Raw genomic sequence first — 21816 nt, forward strand, 5'->3', positions numbered from 1 at the left:
AGTATCGAACAGCAAAACCATTCATTACTTTTAATTGAAATAATGAGTTTGGCGGGAAGAGTGACGTTGGTCGAAGACTAGATAAGAGTCAGGGGGGAGAGGTGTCAATGAGATTTATTAGTTATGAGTGAAGTGTGCTGTTATTCAGAAAGTTCCTACGGTGCCTAGTAAGTAAACCATGCCGGTGTGTCGAACTTTTCCGCTGAAAGTGGCTAAAAGTGGGAGGCTTGGTGTGCGTGGTTGACCGAGTGCTGCGAAAGGAACCAGATTGGGAGAAAGGGATTAATTGTAGTGGTGCATATATATGTACCGCGCATGCGTACAAAATATGTATGTCGAATGGATGGGGTTAGTTTGGTATTGGTAAAGTATTTTTTGCGATGGTGTCACTTCCGTCCATGGAAGATGGCCATTGTTGAGCAGGGTTGTTAGTTATGGCTGTTGTTCAGGAACTTGCTTAGGAATTGTTTTGTCCGCTCTTCTTTCGGGTTGGCAAACAACGCCTTCGCTTCGCCTTGCTCGACGATCACACCCTTGTCGAAAAACACCACACGGTTGGCCACGTCCCGGGCAAAGCCCATTTCATGGGTAACGATCACCATGGTGCGCTTCTCTTCGGTCAGGCCGCGGATGGTCGCCAACACCTCGCCCACTAACTCCGGGTCGAGGGCCGAGGTCGGCTCATCGAACAAGATCACTTCCGGCTCCATCGCCAGCGCCCGGGCAATCGCCACGCGCTGTTGCTGGCCACCGGAGAGGCGACGCGGGTAGGCGTCCTCCTTGCCCGCCAGACCGACCTTGGCCAACAGTTTTTTACCCAGGGCCACGGCGTCGTCGCGCGGTGTCTTCTTGACCACGATCGGGCCTTCGATGACGTTTTCCAGGGCGGTGCGGTGAGGGAACAGGTTGAAGTTCTGGAACACAAAACCTACGTGCTGGCGCAAACGCCGCACCAGGCTCTGTTGCTGGTTCAGGGGGCGGCTGGTATCGACTTCGATATCGCCGACCTTGATCCGGCCACTGGTGGGTTCTTCCAGAAAATTCAAGCAGCGCAGGAAGGTGGTCTTGCCCGAACCGCTGGGGCCGATGATCGCGACCACCTCGCCTTCCTTGACCTCAAGATCGATGCCGTTGAGCACGACTTGACCCTTGAACTGCTTTGTCAGTTTTTCCACGACAATCATCGGGTCAGGACTCCTGGTCGTGCCGATTGACCCGCGCTTCCAACTGGTTCTGCAGGTGCGAAAGCACCGTGGCCAGGACCCAGTAGATCAGTGCGGCGGCAAGATACATGGTGAAGATTTCGAAGGTGCGAGCGGTGATCAACTGCGCCTGACGGAACAGTTCCGGCACCTGGATGGTAGCGGCCAGCGCGGTGTCCTTGACCAGCGAAATGAAGCTGTTGCCCAGTGGCGGCAATGCGGTGCGCATCGCCTGCGGCAGGATGGCCCGGCGCAGGGTCTGCGCGCGGGTCATGCCGATACTGGCAGCCGCTTCCCACTGGCCGCGCTCGATGGAGCTGATCGCGGCACGCAGGATTTCACAGGCGTAGGCGGCCATGTTCAGCGAGAAGCCGATCAGGGCCGCCGGCAGCGGATCCAGTTCCAGACCCAATTGCGGCAAGCCGTAATAGATCACGAACAGTTGCACCAGCAACGGCGTGCCGCGAAAGAACGACACGTAGATGCGGGCGATCCAGCTCACCAGTTTGAAGCGCGACAGGCGCATCAGCGCCAGACCGAAGCCCATCACCAGGCCGAAGAACATCCCGCCCAGGCTGAGAATGACCGTGTAATACGCGCCCTTGAGCAGAAAGGGCGCGGAGTCCAGTGCGAGTTGGAAAGCTTCTCCCATTATTGAGTGACGTCAGCGTTGAAGTATTTTTCCGAGAGCTTTTTCAGGGTGCCATCGGCGCGCAGCTTATCGATTGCCTTGTTCACCGCAGCCAGCAGTTCAGGCTCGCCTTTGCGCAGGGCGATGCCGGCTTCCTGACGGGAGAACGCATCACCGGCAGCGGTGGTGTCCTTGGCCTTCTTGGCGTATTCCAGCGCGGCCAGGCGGTCGATCAGAATCGCGTCGATACGGCCGACACGCAGGTCCTGGAACTTGGTCGGATCATCTTCGTAGGTGCGGATGTCAGCGGTCGGCACATTGGCCTTGACCCACTCTTCGTAGTTGGTGCCCAGGCCTACACCGACTTTCTTGCCAGACAGGTCGGCGGCGGACTTGATGTTCAGCTCGGCGGCCTTTTTCGTCAGCACCAGCGCCTGAATCCCGGAAACGGTGTAGGGCTCGGAGAAGTCATACTTCTTCTTGCGCTCTTCGGAGATGGTCACCTGGTTGATCACTGCGTCCAGTCGCTTGGATTCCAGGGCCGCGAGGATGCCGTCCCATTTGGTGGGTTGCAGCTTGACCTTCACGCCCAGCTCTTTGGCCAGGGCTTCAGAGAACTCGACTTCGAAGCCGGTCAGTTTGCCGTCGGCGTCGACGAAACTGAACGGTGGGTAGGTGCCTTCCAGGCCGACGTTGATCACGCCTTTGTCCTTGATTTGTTGCAACTGCTCACCGGCAACCGCCTGGCCAATCAGGCCGGCGCTCAGTGCCAGGCCCAGCGAACCCACCAGCAGATTGCGACGTAGTGCGGAAAAATTCATGACAAGCCCCTGTGTTTTCTTATGGAAGACGCTTTTGTGAAAATTTGGCGAAATCGGGAATTAAGCGACAGCGCTATCCTGCCTTAAAGCAGCGTATGCGTCTCTCGGGAAATTCGCCTGTAGCGTGACTATATGATGGCGTTTTTAGATTGGAAAATAATAATTAATCTTCTGGTTATTCAACTTTGGAATAGCTTGCGTTTTTACTGTAGGAGCGTGCTTGCACGCGATGGACGTCAACGATAACGCTGGCAACCTGACACCCCGCGGTGCCCTGTCGTCCATCGCGAGCAAGCTCGCTCCTACAGGAAATCCTTGTAGGCAAACAGTGCCGGTGCCCCGCCGGTGTGCAGGAAGATAATCGGCCCCTCGTCGAAACGCTGACGCCCGATCCCGTCCAGCAAACCCGCCATGGCCTTGCCAGTGTAGACCGGGTCCAGCAGCAAGCCTTCCTGACTCGCCAGCAGCTTCACCGCCGCCAGTGTGCCGGCATTCGGCTCGCCATAACGGGGGGCGAAATACTCGTCCCACAACTCGACCTTGAAAGCCTCCGGCAGGCTGACGCCCAGCAACTCGGCGGTGCGTTCGGCCAAGCCTTGAACCTTTGGCCGCTGATCTTCATCGCTGCGCGAAACCGTCACACCGATTACTGGCAGATCCGGCAATGCTTCACTCAAAGCCAGTGCCAGGCCGCTGTGGGTACCGGCGCTGCCCGAAGCCAGGACCACGGCGGCGAACTTCAGGCCGGTGTCCTTGATCTGTTCGGCCAGTTCCAGCCCGGCGCGCACGTAGCCCAGTGCGCCCAGCGCATTGGAGCCACCGATCGGCACCAGGTACGGCTTCTTGCCGTTGCTGCGCAGTCGGTTGGCCAGGGCTTGCAGTTGCTCGTCTGCGTTGTCGAGGTTTTCCACCAGTTCGACCTTGGCATCGAACAGGTCGAGCAGCAGCCGGTTGCCGTTGCCGGTGTAATTGCTGTCGTCAGTGCCGAGAGGATTTTCCAGAAGGGCTACGCAGCCCAGACCCAACTTGGCGGCAATGGCGGCTGTCTGGCGTACGTGGTTCGATTGCAGCGCGCCCGCCGTGATCAAGGTGTCGGCACCCTGGGCCAAGGCATCGGCGGCCAGGTATTCAAGTTTGCGCAGCTTGTTGCCGCCCATTGCCAGCGGCGTCAGGTCATCGCGCTTGACGTACACATCGCGGCCCAGCCAGGTCGACAGGCGTTCGAGCTTTTCCAGGGCGGTGGGCTGACCGAGCAGGTCGAGGCGGTTAAAGCGGGCGAGCTGTTGTTTGATCATGAGTCCGTACTGGCGGTTGAAGATCTCAGGACTATAGGCACGCCAAAAAGCCGAGGCAACCGCCAATCGCTTATAGCCAATCGAACTGAGCACAGCACTATTGGTTCTTAATTTGCCTCGCGACCCTTGCCGTAAAGTAATCGCCGTCAGTGCGGTCAGACAGTCCGACCGCCCGTGAGGAGTTTTTACCGTGAGTGAGCGTTCCAGCCATTGGCAACTGCAAACCATCGTCAGCCAGCTGCGCACGGCACGTGAACAGTGGCGTGCACAAAACGGCCGGGCCACCGGCGAGCAGGGCGGTCGCGAATTGCCTTCCCGCGCAGCCATGGCAGACATTCTCGAAGCCCTGTGCGGTGCGTTGTTCCCGATGCGCCTGGGGCCGGTTGACCTGCGCGAAGAGAGCGAAGACTTCTACGTCGGTCACACGCTCGATGTGGCGCTGAATGCGCTGCTGGCCCAGGCGCGCCTCGAATTGCGTTATGCCGCTCGCCACAGTGCCCAGGCCGAGACGGAAGTCGAAGCCAAAACCATTCAGATCATCCAGGACTTCGCCCTTGCTTTGCCTGGGTTGCGCAGCCTGTTGGACACCGATGTGTTGGCCGCTTATCACGGCGACCCGGCGGCCCGTAGTGTCGATGAAGTGCTGTTGTGCTACCCGGGGATTCTGGCGGTGATTCACCATCGTCTGGCCCACCATTTGTACCGTGCCGGGTTGCCGCTGCTGGCGCGGATCAGTGCGGAAATCGCTCACTCGGCCACCGGCATCGACATACATCCCGGTGCGCAGATCGGCCGCAGTTTCTTCATCGACCACGGGACGGGTGTGGTGATTGGCGAAACCGCGATCATCGGCGAGCGCGTGCGGATTTATCAGGCGGTGACTTTGGGCGCCAAGCGCTTCCCGGCGGACGAAGACGGTCAGTTGCAGAAAGGCCAGCCACGGCACCCGATTGTCGAGGATGACGTGGTGATTTATGCCGGGGCGACGATTCTCGGGCGGATCACCATCGGCCAGGGCTCGACCATTGGCGGTAACGTCTGGCTGACCCGCAGCGTGCCGGCGGGCAGCAACCTGACCCAGGCGAATCTGCAGTTGGATGATGGGGCGCAGAAGTAGGCTTTTGAGTCTCCGTTGACTGGTCTGGCCTCATCGCGAGCAGGCTCGCTCCCACAGGGTTTTCCGTCGATCACAGCCTTTGTGTTCAACCCGATCCACTGTAGGAGCGAGCCTGCTCGCGAAGCTTTTAAATCCTACGTATTTCCTCCCTTGAGCTAGCGTAAGAACATCACCGCCGAGCCCTGCGATTAGTCCTTAGCCCCCTATCCATGTTTAACTTGAACGTTCATTCAAGTTAAACCGGCGGTTCGCTGCCCGCTCACAACAGGAGGCTTGCCTTTGCTGAGTCCGATTTCTACAGCCACGTTTTACCCCTTCGAGGTGCACCGAACATGAGTGCATCGTCCATCCCTCCAAGCGGCCTGGTCCGCATGAATCCGCCGGTATTCTGGTTCTCGGCGAGTTTCATTCTGTTGTTTGGTGTCGTTGTCATCGCCATGCCCGAACAGGCCGGTGCCTGGTTGCTGGCGGCGCAAAACTGGGCGGCCAATACGGTCGGCTGGTATTACCTGCTGGCGATGACCCTGTATCTGGTCTTCGTGGTGGTCACCGCCTTGTCCGGCTACGGCAAGATCAAGCTCGGTGCCGACCACGACGAACCCGAATTCAGCTATCTGTCCTGGGCCGGCATGCTGTTCGCCGCCGGGATCAGCATCACCCTGTTTTTCTTTTGCGTGTCCGAGCCGCTGACCCACATGCTGCAACCGCCCCAAGGCGAGGCCGGTACGGCGGATGCGGCGCGTCAGGCGATGCAGATTCTGTTTTTGCACTGGGGCCTGCATGGCTGGGGCGTGTTCGCCTTTGTCGGCATGGCGCTGGCCTACTTTGCCTACCGGCATAACCTGCCACTGGCCCTGCGTTCGGCGCTGTACCCGCTGATCGGCAAGCGCATCAATGGCCCCATCGGTTATGCGGTGGACGGCTTCGGCATCATCGCCACGGTGTTCGGCCTCGGTGCCGACATGGGCTTCGGTGTGTTGCACCTCAACTCGGGCCTGGACTACCTGTTCGGCATCGCCCACACCCAATGGATTCAGGTCGGCCTGATCACCCTGATGATGGGCGCTGCGATCATCGTTGCGGTCTCCGGCGTCGACAAGGGCGTGCGGGTGATGTCCGACATCAACATGCTGCTGGCCTGCGCGCTGCTGCTGTTCGTGTTGTTCGCCGGCCCCACGCAGCACTTGCTCAACACCCTGATCCAGAACCTCGGCGATTACCTCGGCGCCTTGCCGATGAAGAGCTTCGACCTCTACGCCTACGACAAACCCAGCGACTGGCTGGGCGGCTGGACGGTGTTCTACTGGGCCTGGTGGATTGCTTGGTCGCCGTTCGTGGGCCTGTTCATCGCACGGATTTCCCGTGGCCGCACCATCCGTGAATTCGTCTTCGGCGTATTGCTGATCCCGCTCGGCTTCACCCTGGCGTGGATGTCGATCTTCGGCAACAGTGCCATCGATCAGGTGCTCAACCATGGCATGAGCGCGCTCGGCATGTCGGCCATCGATAATCCGTCGATGACGCTCTATCTGCTGCTGGAAACCTACCCGTGGAGCAAAACCGTCATTGCGGTCACGGTGTTCATCAGCTTCGTGTTCTTCGTCACCTCCGCCGACTCCGGCACCGTGGTGCTGTCGACGCTGTCCGCCAAGGGCGGCAACCCGGATGAAGACGGGCCGAAATGGCTGCGAGTGTTCTGGGGCGCGATGACCGCATTGGTGACCAGCGCGCTGCTGTTTTCCGGCAGCATCGATGCGTTGAAGTCGGCGGTGGTCCTGACCTCGCTGCCGTTCTCGCTGATCTTGCTGTTGATGATGTGGGGGCTGCACAAAGCGTTTTATCTGGAATCGCAGAAGCAGATTGCGCAGATGCATTCCTTGGCACCGGTGTCCGGCTCGCGGCGGGGTGGTTGGCGTCAGCGTTTGAGTCAGGCGGTGCATTTCCCGTCGCGGGATGAGGTCTATCGCTTCCTCGACACGACGGTGCGTCCGGCGATTGAAGAGGTGTCTGCGGTGTTCCGCGAAAAAGGCTTGCACGTGGCCCTGCACCCGGACCCGGCCCATGACAGTGTCAGCCTGGAAATCGGTCATGGCGATCAGCATCCGTTCGTTTATCAGGTGCAGATGCGCGGCTATTTCACGCCATCGTTTGCCCGTGGCGGCATGGGTTCCAAGCAACTCAACAATCGCCGCTACTACCGGGCCGAAGTGCATTTGAGCGAGGGCAGTCAGGATTACGACCTGGTGGGCTACACCAAGGAGCAGATCATCAACGACATCCTCGACCAGTACGAACGGCACATGCAGTTCCTGCATCTTGTGCGCTGATCAAGGCCTTCACGTTTCGGTGGTCAACACCATGAACAACACCAGCGCCGCCACCGGGACACCGAACACGGCGCTACCGACCACCAGTTCGGTGCTCAAAGGCTGGCCGGCATGCACGATGCCGACTGCGCCATTGATCAGCGTCAGCGCCAGCCACAGCACGATAAAACTGTAGGCCAGGGTCTGGCGGGTGAAGCCGATGTTCTCGCCGATGTAGAGCATCAGCGCCAGGAGGATCAGGCCGAAGGTGATGATGATGGTGGTGTGCATGGTGGGCTCTGCCTTCAGATGTGTGCTGCCATCGAGGCCGCTATCGCGAGCAGGCTCGCTCCTACAAAGATCACGGCGAGCTCTGTGGGAGCGAGCCTGCTCGCGATAGGGTCACTGCGGTATTTGTCTGAGCATAGTTAAACCAATCCACCATTGACCCGCAAAATCTGCCCATTGACCCAAGTCGAATCCGGCCCGGCGAGGAAGGACACGACTCGGGCAATGTCTTCTGGCTGACCCAGGCGTTCCAGCGGCGCCATCTTCGCGAAACTCTGAATCTGCTCCTCACTCTTGCCGTGCAAAAACAGCTCAGTCGCTACCGGCCCCGGGGCCACCGCATTGACGGTGATGTTGCGCCCGCGCATTTCTTTGGCGAACACCTGGGTCAGGGATTCCACCGCCGCTTTGCTGGCGATGTACACCGCATAGCCCGGCAGGTTCATGCCGACGGTGCTGCTGGAGAAGTTGATGATCCGGCCACCGCTGTTCAGGCGGGTCGCCGCTTCGCGCAGGGTATTGAAGGTGCCGCGGGCGTGGATGTTGAAGGTCTGCTCGAACAGTTCGTCGCTGTGTTGCGCCAGCGGCAGGACCTTGAGGATGCCGGCGTTGTTCACCAAAACATCGACCTTGCCGAACTGGGTTTCAACCTCGTCGAACATCCGGCGCACGTCATCGGCATTGGCCACGTCAGCCTTGATCGCTATGGCTTGGTGACCGGCCTGACGCAGCTCCACCACCCGTTTCGAGGCTTCGGTGGCGCTGTTGGCGTAGTTGATGGCAACGGCGAAACCTTCGCTGGCCAGTTGTTTGGCGATGACCGCGCCGATGCCGCGGGAGGCGCCGGTCACGATGGCAACTTTCGGAGTTTGATGAGTCATGTTGGTGTTCCTGTTGACGGGTGTGAAGCCAATTTCACATGTTTACTCAGGTCGATAAATGCACGAGAGTTGCCTTTACTGTTCAATAATCGCCAACAATCGAGTGTCTGGAGTGAGCTGTGGACCAAGTCAAAGCGATGAAGGTTTTTGTGCGGATCTACGAGCGCAGCAGCTTCACGCAGGCTGCCGATGACCTGAACCTGCCACGCGCGACACTGACCCACACCTTGAATCAGTTCGAGGCCTGGCTGGGTACGCGTTTGTTGGAACGCAGCACGCGTAAAGTGCGCCCGACACTGGATGGCGAGGCGTACTACCTGCGTTGCGTGCAACTGCTGGCAGAGCTGGAAGAGGCGGAGTTGGCGTTTCGCGGCGTGGCGCCTAAGGGGCGGCTGCGGGTGGACTTGCATGGGACATTGGCCAAGCACTTCGTGATCCCGGCATTGCCGCAATTCATGGCGCGTTATCCCGACATTGAGCTGTCCATCAGCGAGGCTGACCGCCAGGTCGACCTGATCACCGAAGGTATCGATTGCGTGTTGCGCGCAGGAACATTGGGTGACTCCACGCTGATCGGCAAACGTGTCGCCAACCTGCGTCAGATCACCTGCGCCAGCCCCGCCTATTTGCGCCAATACGGCGAACCGAAAAGCCTCGCCGACCTGAGCCGGCACCGTGCGGTGAACTACGTTTCACGCACGACGGCCAAGTTGTTCCCGTTTGAATTCATGGTGGACGGTGAACTCAAGGAAGTGGCCATCGACGGCGCGGTCTCGGTGTTCGGCGCAGAAATCTACGCTGCCTCGGCGATTGCCGGGCTGGGCCTGATCCAGTGCCCGCACTACCGAATGGAAACGCAAATTGCCCAAGGGTTGATCAAGGAAATCCTCACAGACACCCCTCCGCCATCAATGCCGGTTTCAGTGCTGTACCCGCACAACCGACACATGTCGCCCCGGGTCCGGGTGTTTGTGGACTGGTTGGGGGAGGTGTTTGCGGGGGAGCGGTAGTGTGTTGGCGGGGAAATACATGAAACGTTTCAGCCATTAGTCGAATCAGGGGTTTTCTGACGTTTGTCCGGGCGTATGCTGGGCGACTGGCAAAGCAGTCGATATCAGATTCAAGACCGACAAGAGAGGATTCGATGACCTACACCGCTGCCGAAAACCGCTACGACTCCATCCCCTACCGCCGCGTGGGCCGCAGCGGGCTGGTGCTGCCGGCGTTGTCATTGGGCCTGTGGCACAACTTCGGCGACAGTACGCCGATCGATACTCAGCGCGCGTTGTTGCGCACGGCGTTCGACCTGGGCATCAACCATTTCGACCTGGCCAACAACTACGGCCCGCCGTATGGCAGCGCCGAGATCAACTTCGGCCGTTTACTGCGTGAAGACTTCAAGCAGTACCGCGACGAGCTGATCATTTCCAGCAAGGCCGGTTGGGACATGTGGCCTGGTCCATACGGTCAGGGCGGCGGTTCGCGCAAGTACGTGCTGGCCAGCCTCGACCAGAGCCTGCAACGCCTGGGCGTGGACTACGTCGACATCTTTTACTCCCACCGTTTTGACCCGGACACCCCGCTGGAAGAAACCGCCAGCGCACTCGCCACCGCAGTGCAGCAGGGCAAGGCGCTGTACATCGGCATCTCGTCCTATTCCGGGGTGAAAACCCGCGAAATGGCGGCGTTGCTCAAAGAATGGAAGGTGCCGCTGCTGATTCACCAGCCGGCCTACAACCTGCTCAATCGCTGGGTGGAAAAAGACCTGCTCGATACCACTGACGAACTCGGCACCGGTGTGATTGCCTTCACGCCACTGGCCCAAGGTTTGCTGACCGACAAATACCTCAACGGCGTGCCGGTGGATGCACGGGTCAACCGTCCGGGTGGTGGTTCGTTGCAGGCGTCGCACTTGTCCGAGGCCAACATTGCCCAGGTGCGGGCACTCAACGAAATCGCCAGGCGTCGTGGCCAGAGCCTGGCGCAACTGGCGCTGGCCTGGACCCTGCGCGATCCTCGGGTCACTTCGGCCTTGATTGGCGCGAGCCGGCCGGAGCAGATCGTCGAGAACGTCGGGGCGCTGAAGAACCTGAGCTTCAGTGCGCAGGAACTGGCGGAGATTGACCGGTTTGCCCAAGAGGGCGGGATCAATCTTTGGGAGAAGCCTTCGACGGCTGAGTAATTTGCCGGCGTCTGTTCCGCCCCCATCGCGAGCAGGCTCGCTCCCACATTGGATCTGCGTCAAGCACATACCCTGTGGGAGCGAGCCTGCTCGCGAAGGGGCCGGATCGGCCAACAAAAAAATCAGAGTTCAGCGAAAAAACGGCACATCCCCCAACACCGTCGCCCGCTGCATCACCCGCCGCGCCGGTCGGTAATCGTCCACCGCGTAATGCTGGGTCACGCGGTTGTCCCAGAATGCAATGTCGTCCTGCTGCCAGCGCCAGCGAATGGTGAACTCAGGCCGCGTTGAATGGGCGAACAGGAACTTCAGAATCGCCTCGCTCTCGGTTTCCGACAACTCGTTGATCTTCGAGGTGAAACCTTCGTTGACGAACAGCGAGCGGCGCCCGCTCACCGGGTGTGTGCGGATCACCGGGTGTGACAACGGTGGGTTCTTGCGCCGTGCTTCTTCCCACTGGGCCAGCGCCTCGGGCGTGTTGCCATAGCGCTCCAGCGGAAACGAACGGGTGAAATCGTGGGTGGCGGTCAGGCCTTCGAGCAAGGTTTTCAGCGGCACCGACAGGGCTTCATACGCCGCAATCCCGCTGGCCCATAACGTGTCGCCGCCAAACTCCGGCAGCAGCTTGGCACTGAGCACCGCGCCCATGGCCGGGGTCGGCAGGAAGGTGACGTCGGTGTGCCAGATCGCGTTATCGCGCACGTCGGTGGCGGCGGTGTCGAGGATCAGCACTTCGGGTTGCTCCGGCACATTCGGGTAGATCGGATGAATGTGCAGGTCGCCGAAATTGGCGGCGAATCGCGCCTGTTGCTGTGGCGTGATCGGCTGGTCGCGAAAGAACAGGACCTGATGCTTGAGCAGGGCCTGCTCGATAGCGTCGCGTTGTTCCGCACTCAGCGGCTGGCTGATGTCGACGCCGCTGATCTGTGCGCCGAGGGCGGAGCTTAGGGGGACGATGGTCAGGTGGCTCATGGTGGTTCTCTTAAATCCGCAGGTGCCAACTGTAGGAGCGAGCTTGCTCGCGATGGTCGTTAACGATAACGCGTGTTTACTGGCTAAACGCGGCGCTCTTGAGTCCATCGCGAGCAAGCTCGCTCCTACAGGGGTGTTCAATATTCAGTGATTTTGGCCGTGCCACGGCACCAGCTTGCGTTGCAGGGCACGCAGGCCCAACTCCATCGCGAAGGCGATCAGCGCGATCACCAGAATCCCCAGCACCACCACATCGGTGACCAAAAACTGCGCGGCCGATTGCACCATGAAGCCCAAACCGCTGGTGGCGGCGATCAGTTCGGCGGCGACCAGTGTCGACCAACCCACGCCGAGGCCAATGCGCACACCGGTCAGAATGTCCGGTAAGGCACTCGGCAAAATGACGTGGCGAATCAACTGCACACGCGTTGCGCCCAGCGACTGCGCGGCACGCAATTTGGCCGGGTCGACCGTGCGCACGCCGGTGGCGGTGGCGATGGCAATCGGGGCGAAGATCGCCAGGTAGATCAGCAGCACTTTGGACAATTCACCGATGCCGCACCAGATCACGATCAGTGGCAGATAAGCCAGCGGCGGAATCGGTCGGTAGAACTCGATCAGCGGGTCGAGCACACCACGGGCGATACGGTTGGCACCGATGGCGATGCCCACCGGTACGGCGGTGAGAATCGCAAAGCCCAGGCCCAGGCCGATACGGCTCAGACTCGCGCCCAGGTGCTGCCACAGGGTTGAATCCATATAACCCGAGGTCGCCAGCAGCCAGCCTTTTTGCAGCACGGCGGAGGGCGGCGGCAGGAACAGCGGCTCGATCAAGCCGGTCGCCGTCACGGCCCACCAAATAGCAACGAGAACGACCAGCGTCAGCACACTGATCCAGCGAGTGCTCAAACGCCGACTTGCCGCAATCACGGCTGAGCCAGGCGTTATCGCTGCGACGGGAATTTCGTAACTGCTCATGCGCGCTCCTGCCGCTGGGCGGCGCTGCGTTGGGAGAACACTTTGGCGAGTACGCGTTCGCGGGTTTCGATAAAACGCGGGTCCGACTTGATCGAGCGAGCCGATTCACCGGCGGCATAACGCTGACCGAAATCGAGGCTCAGGCGCTCAACGATTTGCCCAGGGTTGGGCGCCAACAGAATCAGGTTGGTGGCGAGGAACACGGCTTCTTCGATGTCATGGGTAATCAGGAACACCGGTTTGGCGGTGCGTTGCCAGACCTGCAGCAACAGCTCCTGCATCTGCTCGCGGGTGAAGGCGTCGAGGGCACCGAAAGGTTCGTCCATCAGCAGCACGCGCGGGTTGGCGGCGAGGGCGCGGGCCAGGCCGACACGCTGCTTCTGGCCGCCCGAAAGCTGCCAGATGCGGCGCTGTTCAAAACCGGAAAGATCAACCAGGGCGAGCATTTCCCTGGCGCGAGCTTCGCGTTTGTCCCGGGCGATACCGGCCAGCTCAAGGCCGAACCCGACGTTGGCCAGCACGTCTTGCCACGGCAGCAGCGCGTCGTCCTGGAACACCACGCCGCGCTCGGCGCTCGGGCCTTTGACGGGCACGCCGTCGAGGGTGATGCGCCCGGCGCTGGGTTCGACGAAACCGGCAATCAGGTTCAACAGCGAAGTCTTGCCACTGCCGGACGGGCCGAGGGCGACCAGCAATTGCCGGGGCCCCAGGTTCAGGGAGATATCCGCCAACACCGGTTCCGGGCTGCCGGGATACTGTGCGCTGATGCGCTCCAGCTGTAGCAAGGCCATCGCATTGACTCCCGATCAGTGGGTGATGAATTTGGCGCTGACGTACGGCGCGTAATCCGGCAGCACGGCTTCGACCTTGCCTTGTTCCTTGAGGAACGCCGCGGTGTCGGTGATGGCCTTGGTGGTCGGCGCGCCGAGGCTGAGCACTTGGTCAGCCGCCAGCGGGTAGACGTTGCCTTGTAGCAGCAGCGGAATGTCGCTGGCCTTGGCACCCGACAGTTTTACCAGCTTGTCGACGTTGCCCTGATTGGCGAGCCAGGCTTGCGGGTCTTTGCGGTAATCGGCGTAGGCATCGAGGGTCACTTTGGCGAACGCGGTGACGATCTCCGGGTGCTTCTCGGCAAAATCCTTGCGCACGATCCAGGCGTCGAAGGTCGGTGCGCCGAACTTGGCCAGCTCGCCGGAGGTGATCAGTACCTTGCCATTTTCCTTGGCGACCCCGAGGGCCGGATCCCATACGTACGTGGCGTCGATGTCACCGCGCTTCCAGGCGGCAATGATCGCGGGTGGAGCCAGGTTGAGAACGGTGACTTTCGACGGGTCGATGTTCCAGTGTTTCAGCGCGGCGAGCAGGCTGTAGTGGCCGGTGGATACAAACGGCACGGCGATCTTCTTGCCGATCAGGTCTTGCGGGGTCTTGATCCCGGAACCGTCGCGGGCGACCAGGGCTTCGGCGGCGCCGATCTGGGTGGCGATGAGGAAAGTTTCCACTGGCACTTTACGGGTGATCGCAGCGGTCAGGGGGCTGGAGCCGAGATAGCCGATCTGCACGTCGCCCGAGGCGATGGCGGCGATGATGTCGGCACCGTTGTCGAATTTTCGCCAGCTGATGTCGGCCTTGGTGGCCTTTTCGTAAGCACCGTCAGCCTGGGCGACTTTCGCCGGGTCGACGGTGGTCTGGTAGGCGACGGTGAAGTCGGCCGCCTGGACAAAAAAGCTCGCGGTTGCCAAGGAAGCGGCCGCCAGCAAGCGAAGAGGGAAAGTCAGTTTCATCAGAAAGCTCCTTGTCAGGCGACCGAGCGTCGGCGTGAGAAAGAGACTAAATGATCTAAGAATTCGAAAATAAATAACTTTTTCGAATTAGCTTATGAGAGGAATATTCCAAGAGCGACCGCTTTGCGGTCAATCGCCAGCAGGCTGGCTCCCACAGGGTTCAAGGGTGTTCACACAATTGTGCGACACTGAAAATCCACTGTGGGCGCTAGCCTGCTAGCGATAAGGTCCGCAGGACCTTCGAGGATCAGTTGCTGATCGCCAGAATGCTCGCCTGGTACGCCCCGACAAACACATCGAAATCACCGACTTCGTTCTGCTCCAGTTCAGCCTGCTCAGCCAGCGACGAACGCGCCCGCTGTTCAAACTTCGCCTGTTCCTCAGCCGGCAACGGTTCGCTACGGAAGAACTCGGCGTGGGCCTGGCTCTGGCGCAGGGAGAACTGGGCGAAGCTTTCATTGTGCTCGGCCATCGCCGCCAATACCTGGGCCGACGGTGTCAGGGACGGGTCCAGGACCTTGGCCATCTGGGTGTCCAGCGCCTTGCTGTGGGCATCACCGCCATGGCTCTGGTCGAGCATCGCCGCCAGAGGCGCGATTTTTTCCAGCAGCTCGCCGGCCCATTCCTTCAGGTCAACCGGCTGGCCGTCTCGTTGCAGTTGCAGGCCCGGGCGACGACCTTCCTTGACCACGCTAAGGAAGTTCGAGGTCGCGTTGCCGCAACTGGTGTTGGTCAGCAGCGGGCTGTCATTGAGCGCGCAGTACAGCAGGAACGCATCGAGGAAGCGCGACTCGGTAAGGTCGATGCCCATCGGCAGGAACGGGTTGATGTCCAGGCAACGTACTTCGACGTACTGGATGCCACGGGCCATCAGCGCCTGGATAGGGCGCTCGCCGGTGTAGGTCACGCGTTTCGGACGGATGTTGGAGTAGTACTCGTTTTCGATCTGCAGGATGTTGGTGTTGAGCTGCACCCACTCGCCATCCTGGTGGGTGCCGACTTCGACGTACGGCGCATACGGCGTGGCCACCGCTTTGCGCAGGCTGTCGGTGTAGCTGTTCAGATCGTTGTAGCACGGCGTCAGGCCGGCCTGGGCGTTGCTCTGGTAACCCAGGTCACTCATGCGCAGGCTGGTGGCGTACGGCAGGTACAGGGTTTGCGGGTCCAGTTGTTCCAACTGGTGCGAGCGACCGCGCAGGAAGCCGGCGTCCAGTGCCGGTGAAGCACCGAACAGGTACATCAGCAGCCAGCTGTAGCGGCGGAAGTTGCGGATCAGCGCGATGTAGGACGACGACTGGAAATCGCGGTCGGTGCCGACAAAGCCTTCGGCCTGCTTGAGCAACGGCCAGAGTTTTTCCGGCAGGGAAAAGTTGTAGTGGATGCCGGCAATGCACTGCATGGTCTTGCCGTAACGCAGGGCCAGGCCCTTGCGGTACACGTACTTGAGCTGCCCGATATTGGACGTGCCGTAATAGGCGATCGGGATGTCTTCCTCGGCCGGCAACGGGCACGGCATCGATGGGCTCCACAGATACTCGTTGCCGAGCTTGCTGTAGGCAAAGCGGTGAATGCTGTCCAGGCTCGCCAACGTATCGGCAGGATCGGGCAGGGCCGGGGTGATGAACTCCAGCAGCGACTCGGAATAGTCGGTGGTGATCTGTTCATTGGTCAGCGCGGAACCCAATTCTTCCGGGTGCGGCGTTTGCGCCAGGCGACCTTCATCGGTCACGCGCAGGCATTCACGTTCGATGCCGTGAAGGCACTGTTCGAGCAGAGAGAGGTTAGCGCGCTCGCCGAGCAGAGCCAGGCGGCGGTTGAGAAGTTCGCTCAAGTTGGATTCCTTCACGCGTCAGTCGCCCCAATATGGGGGTGGGCAAGACGGTCTACAAGGGTGAAGTTAAAACTGGCGTTTTCGCCTGGTTTTGGCGCCGCACAGGCCTCATGCCGATCGGTCAGGAATTGCACAATCCCTGTGGGAGCGAGCCTGCTCGCGAAGAGGGAGTATCAGTCAGCATCGACCTCGACTGGCACATCGCCTTCGCGAGCAGGCTCGCTCCCACAGGAAACTCCGACGCTGCGGTCACAACGCCGAAATTAACTCAAAATGATGACGAGTAGCTACAGGACAGCGAACGTGCCTTGTGCTTTTGCGACCAGTTTGTCGCCCTGCACCACATCGGCCTCGACCACCAATGTGCGGCGACCCGGGTGGATCACCCGCGCCGTGCACATCACCTCGCCGTCTGAGACGGCGCGGATGTAGTTGATCTTGCACTCGATGGTTGCGCTCTGCTGGTCAAAGCCGTGGGTACTGGAGCAGGCCAGCCCCATGGCAATGTCCACCAGGCTGAACAAGGCCCCGCCGTGCAGCTTGCCGCCGCGATTGCGCAGTTCGGGCTCCAGCGCCAGGGCGACTTGCGCCACCCCGGTTTCCAGACTGTGCAAGCGGCAGCCCAGCAGCTTGAAAAACGCGCTTTCGGTCAGCCCGGCGGGAATGTCCATCAGCGTTTCTTCAACTGCTTGGCGTTGGCGAAAAGCGAAGCCATGGCGTTGTTGCTCGGAGCCGCCGCGGTGGTTTCCTTGCGTGGTGCGGTGTTCTGGGACTGGCGCGGCGCCGACCCCGGACGCGCACCACGAGCGCCGTCGATTTTCTCGCCCGGTGTGTCGCTCATGCGCATCGACAGGCCCACGCGTTTACGCGGGATGTCGACTTCCATGACCTTCACTTTCACCACGTCACCGGCCTTCACCGCTTCGCGAGGATCCTTGATGAATTTCTCCGAAAGCGCGGAGATGTGCACCAAGCCGTCCTGATGCACGCCGATATCGACGAAGGCACCGAAGTTGGTCACGTTGGTCACCACGCCTTCGAGGATCATGCCCAGCTGCAGGTCCTTGAGGTCTTCGACGCCTTCCTGGAACTCGGCGGTCTTGAACTCGGGACGCGGGTCACGTCCAGGCTTTTCAAGCTCTTGCAGGATATCGGTGACCGTCGGCAGGCCGAAGGTTTCATCGGTGTACTTCTTCGGGTCGAGACGCTTGAGGAACGTGGCATCGCCAATCAGCGAGCGGATGTCACGGTCGGTTTCGGCGGCGATGCGCTGAACCAGCGGATAGGCTTCCGGGTGAACGGCCGACGAGTCCAGCGGGTTTTCGCCGTTCATGACGCGCAGGAATCCGGCGGCCTGTTCGAAGGTTTTCTCGCCCAGGCGCGCGACTTTCTTCAGCGCCGCGCGAGTCTTGAACGCACCGTGCTCGTCGCGGTGGCTGACGATGTTCTGCGCCAGGGTCGCGTTGAGGCCGGAGATCCGTGCCAGCAGCGCTACGGACGCGGTGTTCACATCCACGCCGACGGCGTTCACGCAGTCCTCGACCACCGCATCCAGGCCACGGGCCAGTTTCAGTTGCGACACGTCGTGCTGGTACTGGCCGACACCGATGGATTTCGGATCGATCTTCACAAGCTCAGCCAGCGGGTCTTGCAGGCGACGGGCAATCGACACGGCGCCACGGATCGACACGTCGAGGTCCGGGAATTCCTTGGAAGCCAGCTCCGATGCCGAGTAAACCGATGCACCGGCCTCGGAAACCATGACCTTGGTCATCTTCATGGCCGGGTATTTTTTGATCAGTTCAGCGGCCAGCTTGTCGGTCTCGCGGCTGGCAGTACCGTTGCCGATGGCGATCAGGTCCACCGAGTGCTTGGCGCACAGGGCGGCGAGCACGGCGAGGGTCTGGTCCCATTTGTTGTGCGGCACGTGCGGGTAAACCGTGGCGTGATCCAGCAGCTTGCCGGTGGAGTCGACCACGGCGACCTTGCAACCGGTACGCAGGCCCGGGTCGAGGCCCAGCGTGGCGCGCGGGCCGGCCGGGGCCGACAGCAGCAGGTCGTGCAGGTTGTGGGCGAATACGTTGATCGCTTCGGTTTCCGCGCCATCGCGCAGCTCGCCCAGCAGATCGGTCTCCAGGTGGGTGTAGAGCTTGACCTTCCAGGTCCAGCGCACCACTTCGCCCAGCCATTTGTCAGCGGCGCGGTTCTGGTTCTGGATGCCGAATTGCTGGCCGATCATGCCTTCGCACGGGTGCATGGTGCCCGGCAGTTCGTCGCCGACTTTCAGCGCGGAGCTGAGGATGCCTTCGTTACGGCCACGGAAAATCGCCAGCGCGCGGTGCGACGGCATGCTTTTGAGCGGTTCGTCGTGTTCGAAGTAATCGCGGAACTTGGCGCCTTCTTCTTCCTTGCCGGCGATCACGCGGGCACTGAGGGTGGCTTCCTGTTTGAGGTAGTTGCGCAGCTTGTCCAAGAGGCCTGCGTCTTCGGCGAAGCGTTCCATCAGGATGTACTTGGCGCCTTCGAGGGCGGCCTTCACATCGGCCACGCCTTTTTGCGCATCGATGAAGCGTGCGGCTTCGGTTTCCGGGCTCAGGGACGGGTCGTTGAACAGGCCGTCGGCCAGCTCGCCGAGGCCGGCTTCCAGGGCGATCTGGCCCTTGGTGCGGCGCTTCTGCTTGTACGGCAGGTACAAGTCTTCGAGACGGGTCTTGGTGTCGGCGAGTTTGATGTCGCGTTCAAGTGCAGGGGTCAGCTTGCCCTGCTCCTGGATGCTGGCGAGGATGCTGGTACGCCGTTCGTCGAGTTCTCGCAGATAGCGCAGGCGCTCTTCCAGATGACGCAACTGGATGTCATCGAGGCTGCCGGTCACTTCTTTCCGGTAACGGGCGATGAAGGGAACGGTAGAGCCTTCATCGAGTAGCGCGACGGCCGCTTCGACCTGTTGTGGGCGTACACCGAGTTCCTCGGCGATGCGGCTGTTGATGCTGTCCATAAAACCACCTGACAAATTGTGAAAGCAGGCTCGCAGGCGCAGAGATAGGGCCTTGACGAGTCTGGTTGAGCGGCCTGGCCTGCGCCGCTACCTGGATCAAAAGGTATCCCGTTGACCCGTGAAATCGAACAATTACTGCCGACGCCATGAAAATAAATGGTGTCCGTCTGTAGTACCTGTCTGATGTTGCCTGACACAAAAGGCCGCGCATTATAACCAGCGTTCCGGCATTCGGGGACATCGCGGGTTGCAGGTGCAATGGCCGGTTTTCTGGCGCTAGAGGAAAAATCTGCTAACAATGCACACGGTGCGTATAACGGCAGCTACGCCATAATGCGTGCCGAGATCAAAGGAGCATCCAATGAGCAGCACTGCACAAACTGCTGAAGGCGAAAAAATTCTTATCGTTGACGACGATCCGGGGCTCAGCAGCCTGCTGGAGCGTTTTTTCGTCAGCAAGGGCTACCGCGCCCGCGCCGTACCGAACACTGAGCAAATGGATCGCCTGCTGGCGCGCGAAGTGTTCAACCTGGTCGTCCTCGACCTGATGTTGCCCGGCGAAGACGGCCTGACTGCCTGCCGCCGCCTGCGTAGCGCGAACAACCAGATTCCGATCATCATGCTCACCGCCAAGGGCGACGAACTGAGCCGTATCAAGGGCCTGGAGCTGGGCGCCGACGATTACCTGGCCAAGCCGTTCAACCCCGATGAGCTGATGGCTCGCGTCAAGGCGGTATTGCGTCGTCAGTCGGCTCCGGTGCCTGGCGCCCCGGGCAGCGAAGACGAAAGCGTGACCTTCGGTGACTACGAGTTGTCCCTGGCCACCCGCGAGCTCAAGCGCGGCGAAGAAGTACACATGCTCACCACCGGTGAATTCGCTGTGCTCAAGGCCCTGGTAATGAACGCGCGTCAACCGCTGACCCGCGACAAGTTGATGAACCTGGCCCGTGGCCGCGAGTGGGATGCCCTGGAGCGCTCCATCGATGTGCAGATTTCCCGTCTGCGCCGGATGATCGAACCCGATCCGTCCAAACCGCGTTACATCCAGACTGTCTGGGGCGTGGGTTATGTGTTTGTACCGGATGGTACCGCCACCAAGTGATTGGCGATTTGTAGGAGCGGGTCATGCGGACAACGGATCAATCGATCCTGTCCGCAGACTCGCGATCCGCAATATGCGAGCATCGCTCGCTCCTGCAAGTGTTTAACGGTTATCCATGAAAACCCCCGTTTGGTTCCCCCAGAGCTTCTTCTCCCGCACCCTTTGGCTGGTGCTCATCGTCGTACTCTTCTCCAAGGCACTGACCCTGGTTTATCTGCTGATGAACGAAGACGTGCTGGTGGACCGCCAGTACAGCCACGGTGTCGCCCTGACGCTGCGTGCCTATTGGGCTGCCGATGAAGAAAACCGCGGCAAGATCGCCGAGGCCGCGACCCTGATCCGGGTGGTGGGTGCCGGCGTGCCGGAAGGTGAACAGCACTGGCCTTACAGCGAGATCTATCAGCGGCAGATGCAGGCGGAACTGGGTGCCGATACTGAAGTGCGGCTGCGCATGCATTCGCCACCGGCGCTGTGGGTCCGGGCGCCAAGCCTGGGCGATGGATGGTTGAAAGTACCGCTTTATCCCCATCCGTTGCGCGGCCAGAAAATCTGGAACGTGCTGGGCTGGTTCCTCGCAATTGGCCTGCTGTCCACCGCTTCGGCCTGGATCTTCGTCAGCCAGCTCAATCAACCTTTGAAGCGTCTGGTGTATGCCGCGCGGCAACTCGGCCAGGGCCGCAGCGTGCGCCTGCCAATCAGCGATACGCCGAGTGAGATGACCGAGGTTTACCGCGCCTTCAACCAGATGGCCGAAGACGTCGAGCAGGCCGGTCGCGAGCGTGAACTGATGCTGGCGGGGGTTTCCCACGACTTGCGCACGCCGCTGACCCGCTTGCGCCTGTCCCTGGAACTGATGGGCGATCACACCGACCTGACCGATGACATGGTGCGTGACATTGAAGACATGGACGCGATTCTCGATCAGTTCCTGGCGTTCATTCGTGACGGGCGCGACGAGTCGGTGGAAGAGGTTGACCTGAGCGACCTGGTCCGTGAAGTTGCTGCACCGTATAACCAGACCGAAGAAAAAGTGCGATTGCGTCTGGAACCCATCCAGCCGTTCCCATTGCGTCGTGTGTCGATGAAGCGACTGCTGAACAACCTGATCGGCAATGCGTTGCATCATGCCGGTAGCGGTGTGGAGGTAGCAGCGTATGTATCCGGGGACACCAGCGCGCCGTATGTGGTGCTGAGCGTCATGGACCGTGGCGCCGGGATCGATCCTTCGGAGCTGGAGGCGATTTTCAACCCGTTCACCCGGGGTGATCGTGCCCGGGGTGGCAAGGGAACCGGGTTGGGATTGGCAATCGTGAAGCGGATTGCTTCGATGCATGGCGGCAACGTTGAGTTGCGTAACCGCTCGGGCGGAGGGCTGGAAGCGCGGGTGCGGTTGCCGTTGGGGTTGATGCTGCCGCGGGATGCCGTTTAAGG

General features: G+C 60.6%; 19 protein-coding genes. 6 read left to right on the forward strand and 13 right to left on the reverse strand.

Features of this window, described 5'->3' with window-relative positions:
- Window positions 1-428: 428 nt before the first annotated feature.
- The 4 genes from tcyN to AC3ITA_RS01060 form a co-directional block, all read right to left on the reverse strand.
- Window positions 429-1184, reverse strand: coding sequence for an L-cystine ABC transporter ATP-binding protein TcyN (tcyN, locus tag AC3ITA_RS01045; protein WP_489279173.1), 756 nt, complete (start codon window positions 1182-1184; stop codon window positions 429-431).
- A gap of 4 nt (window positions 1185-1188) precedes the next feature.
- Window positions 1189-1854, reverse strand: a complete 666-nt coding sequence (tcyL, locus tag AC3ITA_RS01050; RefSeq protein ID WP_046040764.1) for a cystine ABC transporter permease — start codon at window positions 1852-1854, stop codon at window positions 1189-1191.
- On the reverse strand, window positions 1854-2654 hold the full coding sequence (tcyJ, locus tag AC3ITA_RS01055) for a cystine ABC transporter substrate-binding protein (RefSeq protein WP_056726933.1): 801 nt from the start codon (window positions 2652-2654) through the stop codon (window positions 1854-1856). Before tcyJ ends, tcyL begins: the two co-directional genes overlap by 1 nt.
- 302 nt (window positions 2655-2956) lie before the next feature.
- The gene (locus AC3ITA_RS01060) at window positions 2957-3949 is read right to left on the reverse strand and encodes a D-cysteine desulfhydrase (RefSeq protein WP_489279174.1); all 993 of its coding nucleotides are present in this window, start codon (window positions 3947-3949) and stop codon (window positions 2957-2959) included.
- A 190-nt stretch (window positions 3950-4139) separates the two neighbouring features.
- On the opposite strand from AC3ITA_RS01060, the gene epsC reads away from it, so the two are divergent.
- Both epsC and betT read left to right on the forward strand, forming a co-directional pair.
- Window positions 4140-5066 carry a serine O-acetyltransferase EpsC gene (gene epsC, locus AC3ITA_RS01065; protein WP_150673687.1) on the forward strand — a complete coding sequence of 309 codons (927 nt, stop codon included), beginning with the start codon at window positions 4140-4142 and terminating at the stop codon, window positions 5064-5066.
- A gap of 371 nt (window positions 5067-5437) precedes the next feature.
- Window positions 5438-7393 (forward strand): choline transporter BetT, encoded by a 1956-nt coding sequence (gene betT, locus AC3ITA_RS01070; RefSeq protein ID WP_414928079.1) that lies wholly within the window; start codon window positions 5438-5440, stop codon window positions 7391-7393.
- A gap of 9 nt (window positions 7394-7402) precedes the next feature.
- Here betT and AC3ITA_RS01075 read toward each other — a convergent pair whose 3' ends face one another.
- Both AC3ITA_RS01075 and AC3ITA_RS01080 read right to left on the reverse strand, forming a co-directional pair.
- Complete coding sequence (locus tag AC3ITA_RS01075; RefSeq protein ID WP_095946417.1) at window positions 7403-7663, reverse strand: hypothetical protein; 261 nt, start codon at window positions 7661-7663, stop codon at window positions 7403-7405.
- 137 nt (window positions 7664-7800) lie between these two features.
- The gene (locus tag AC3ITA_RS01080; RefSeq protein WP_489279175.1) at window positions 7801-8541 is read right to left on the reverse strand and encodes an SDR family oxidoreductase; all 741 of its coding nucleotides are present in this window, start codon (window positions 8539-8541) and stop codon (window positions 7801-7803) included.
- Window positions 8542-8660: 119 nt separating this feature from the next.
- On the opposite strand from AC3ITA_RS01080, the gene AC3ITA_RS01085 reads away from it, so the two are divergent.
- Both AC3ITA_RS01085 and mgrA read left to right on the forward strand, forming a co-directional pair.
- Window positions 8661-9551, forward strand: a complete 891-nt coding sequence (locus AC3ITA_RS01085) for a LysR family transcriptional regulator (protein ID WP_414928055.1) — start codon at window positions 8661-8663, stop codon at window positions 9549-9551.
- A gap of 134 nt (window positions 9552-9685) precedes the next feature.
- Complete coding sequence (gene mgrA / locus AC3ITA_RS01090) at window positions 9686-10723, forward strand: L-glyceraldehyde 3-phosphate reductase (protein ID WP_150673683.1); 1038 nt, start codon at window positions 9686-9688, stop codon at window positions 10721-10723.
- Between the two features lie 129 nt (window positions 10724-10852).
- Here the strand turns inward: mgrA and tauD are convergent, their stop codons facing one another.
- The 7 genes from tauD to AC3ITA_RS01125 all read right to left on the reverse strand — a co-directional run bounded on the left by tauD (window position 10853) and on the right by AC3ITA_RS01125 (window position 19283).
- Window positions 10853-11695 (reverse strand): taurine dioxygenase, encoded by an 843-nt coding sequence (tauD, locus tag AC3ITA_RS01095; protein ID WP_489279176.1) that lies wholly within the window; start codon window positions 11693-11695, stop codon window positions 10853-10855.
- A 144-nt stretch (window positions 11696-11839) separates the two neighbouring features.
- On the reverse strand, window positions 11840-12673 hold the full coding sequence (gene tauC / locus AC3ITA_RS01100; protein WP_489279177.1) for a taurine ABC transporter permease TauC: 834 nt from the start codon (window positions 12671-12673) through the stop codon (window positions 11840-11842).
- Window positions 12670-13464, reverse strand: coding sequence for a taurine ABC transporter ATP-binding subunit (tauB, locus tag AC3ITA_RS01105; protein ID WP_489279179.1), 795 nt, complete (start codon window positions 13462-13464; stop codon window positions 12670-12672). The genes tauC and tauB overlap by 4 nt, the downstream gene beginning before the upstream one ends.
- A gap of 15 nt (window positions 13465-13479) precedes the next feature.
- A complete protein-coding gene (gene tauA, locus AC3ITA_RS01110) occupies window positions 13480-14457 on the reverse strand; it encodes a taurine ABC transporter substrate-binding protein (RefSeq protein WP_095942242.1) in 978 nt (325 codons plus the stop codon).
- Between the two features lie 247 nt (window positions 14458-14704).
- Complete coding sequence (gene gshA, locus AC3ITA_RS01115) at window positions 14705-16288, reverse strand: glutamate--cysteine ligase (protein WP_414928059.1); 1584 nt, start codon at window positions 16286-16288, stop codon at window positions 14705-14707.
- Between the two features lie 287 nt (window positions 16289-16575).
- Complete coding sequence (locus tag AC3ITA_RS01120; protein WP_056726920.1) at window positions 16576-16959, reverse strand: PaaI family thioesterase; 384 nt, start codon at window positions 16957-16959, stop codon at window positions 16576-16578.
- Window positions 16959-19283 (reverse strand): Tex family protein, encoded by a 2325-nt coding sequence (locus tag AC3ITA_RS01125; protein WP_095942245.1) that lies wholly within the window; start codon window positions 19281-19283, stop codon window positions 16959-16961. Before AC3ITA_RS01125 ends, AC3ITA_RS01120 begins: the two co-directional genes overlap by 1 nt.
- 361 nt (window positions 19284-19644) lie before the next feature.
- Here AC3ITA_RS01125 and ompR point away from each other — a divergent pair, with 361 nt between their 5' ends.
- Together ompR and AC3ITA_RS01135 are read left to right on the forward strand one after the other, a co-directional pair.
- Window positions 19645-20385 (forward strand): osmolarity response regulator transcription factor OmpR, encoded by a 741-nt coding sequence (gene ompR / locus AC3ITA_RS01130; RefSeq protein ID WP_046040787.1) that lies wholly within the window; start codon window positions 19645-19647, stop codon window positions 20383-20385.
- A gap of 115 nt (window positions 20386-20500) precedes the next feature.
- Window positions 20501-21814, forward strand: coding sequence for an ATP-binding protein (locus AC3ITA_RS01135; RefSeq protein WP_095942246.1), 1314 nt, complete (start codon window positions 20501-20503; stop codon window positions 21812-21814).
- Window positions 21815-21816: the final 2 nt, after the last annotated feature.

This window comes from Pseudomonas sp. GL_090, assembly GCF_057837765.1.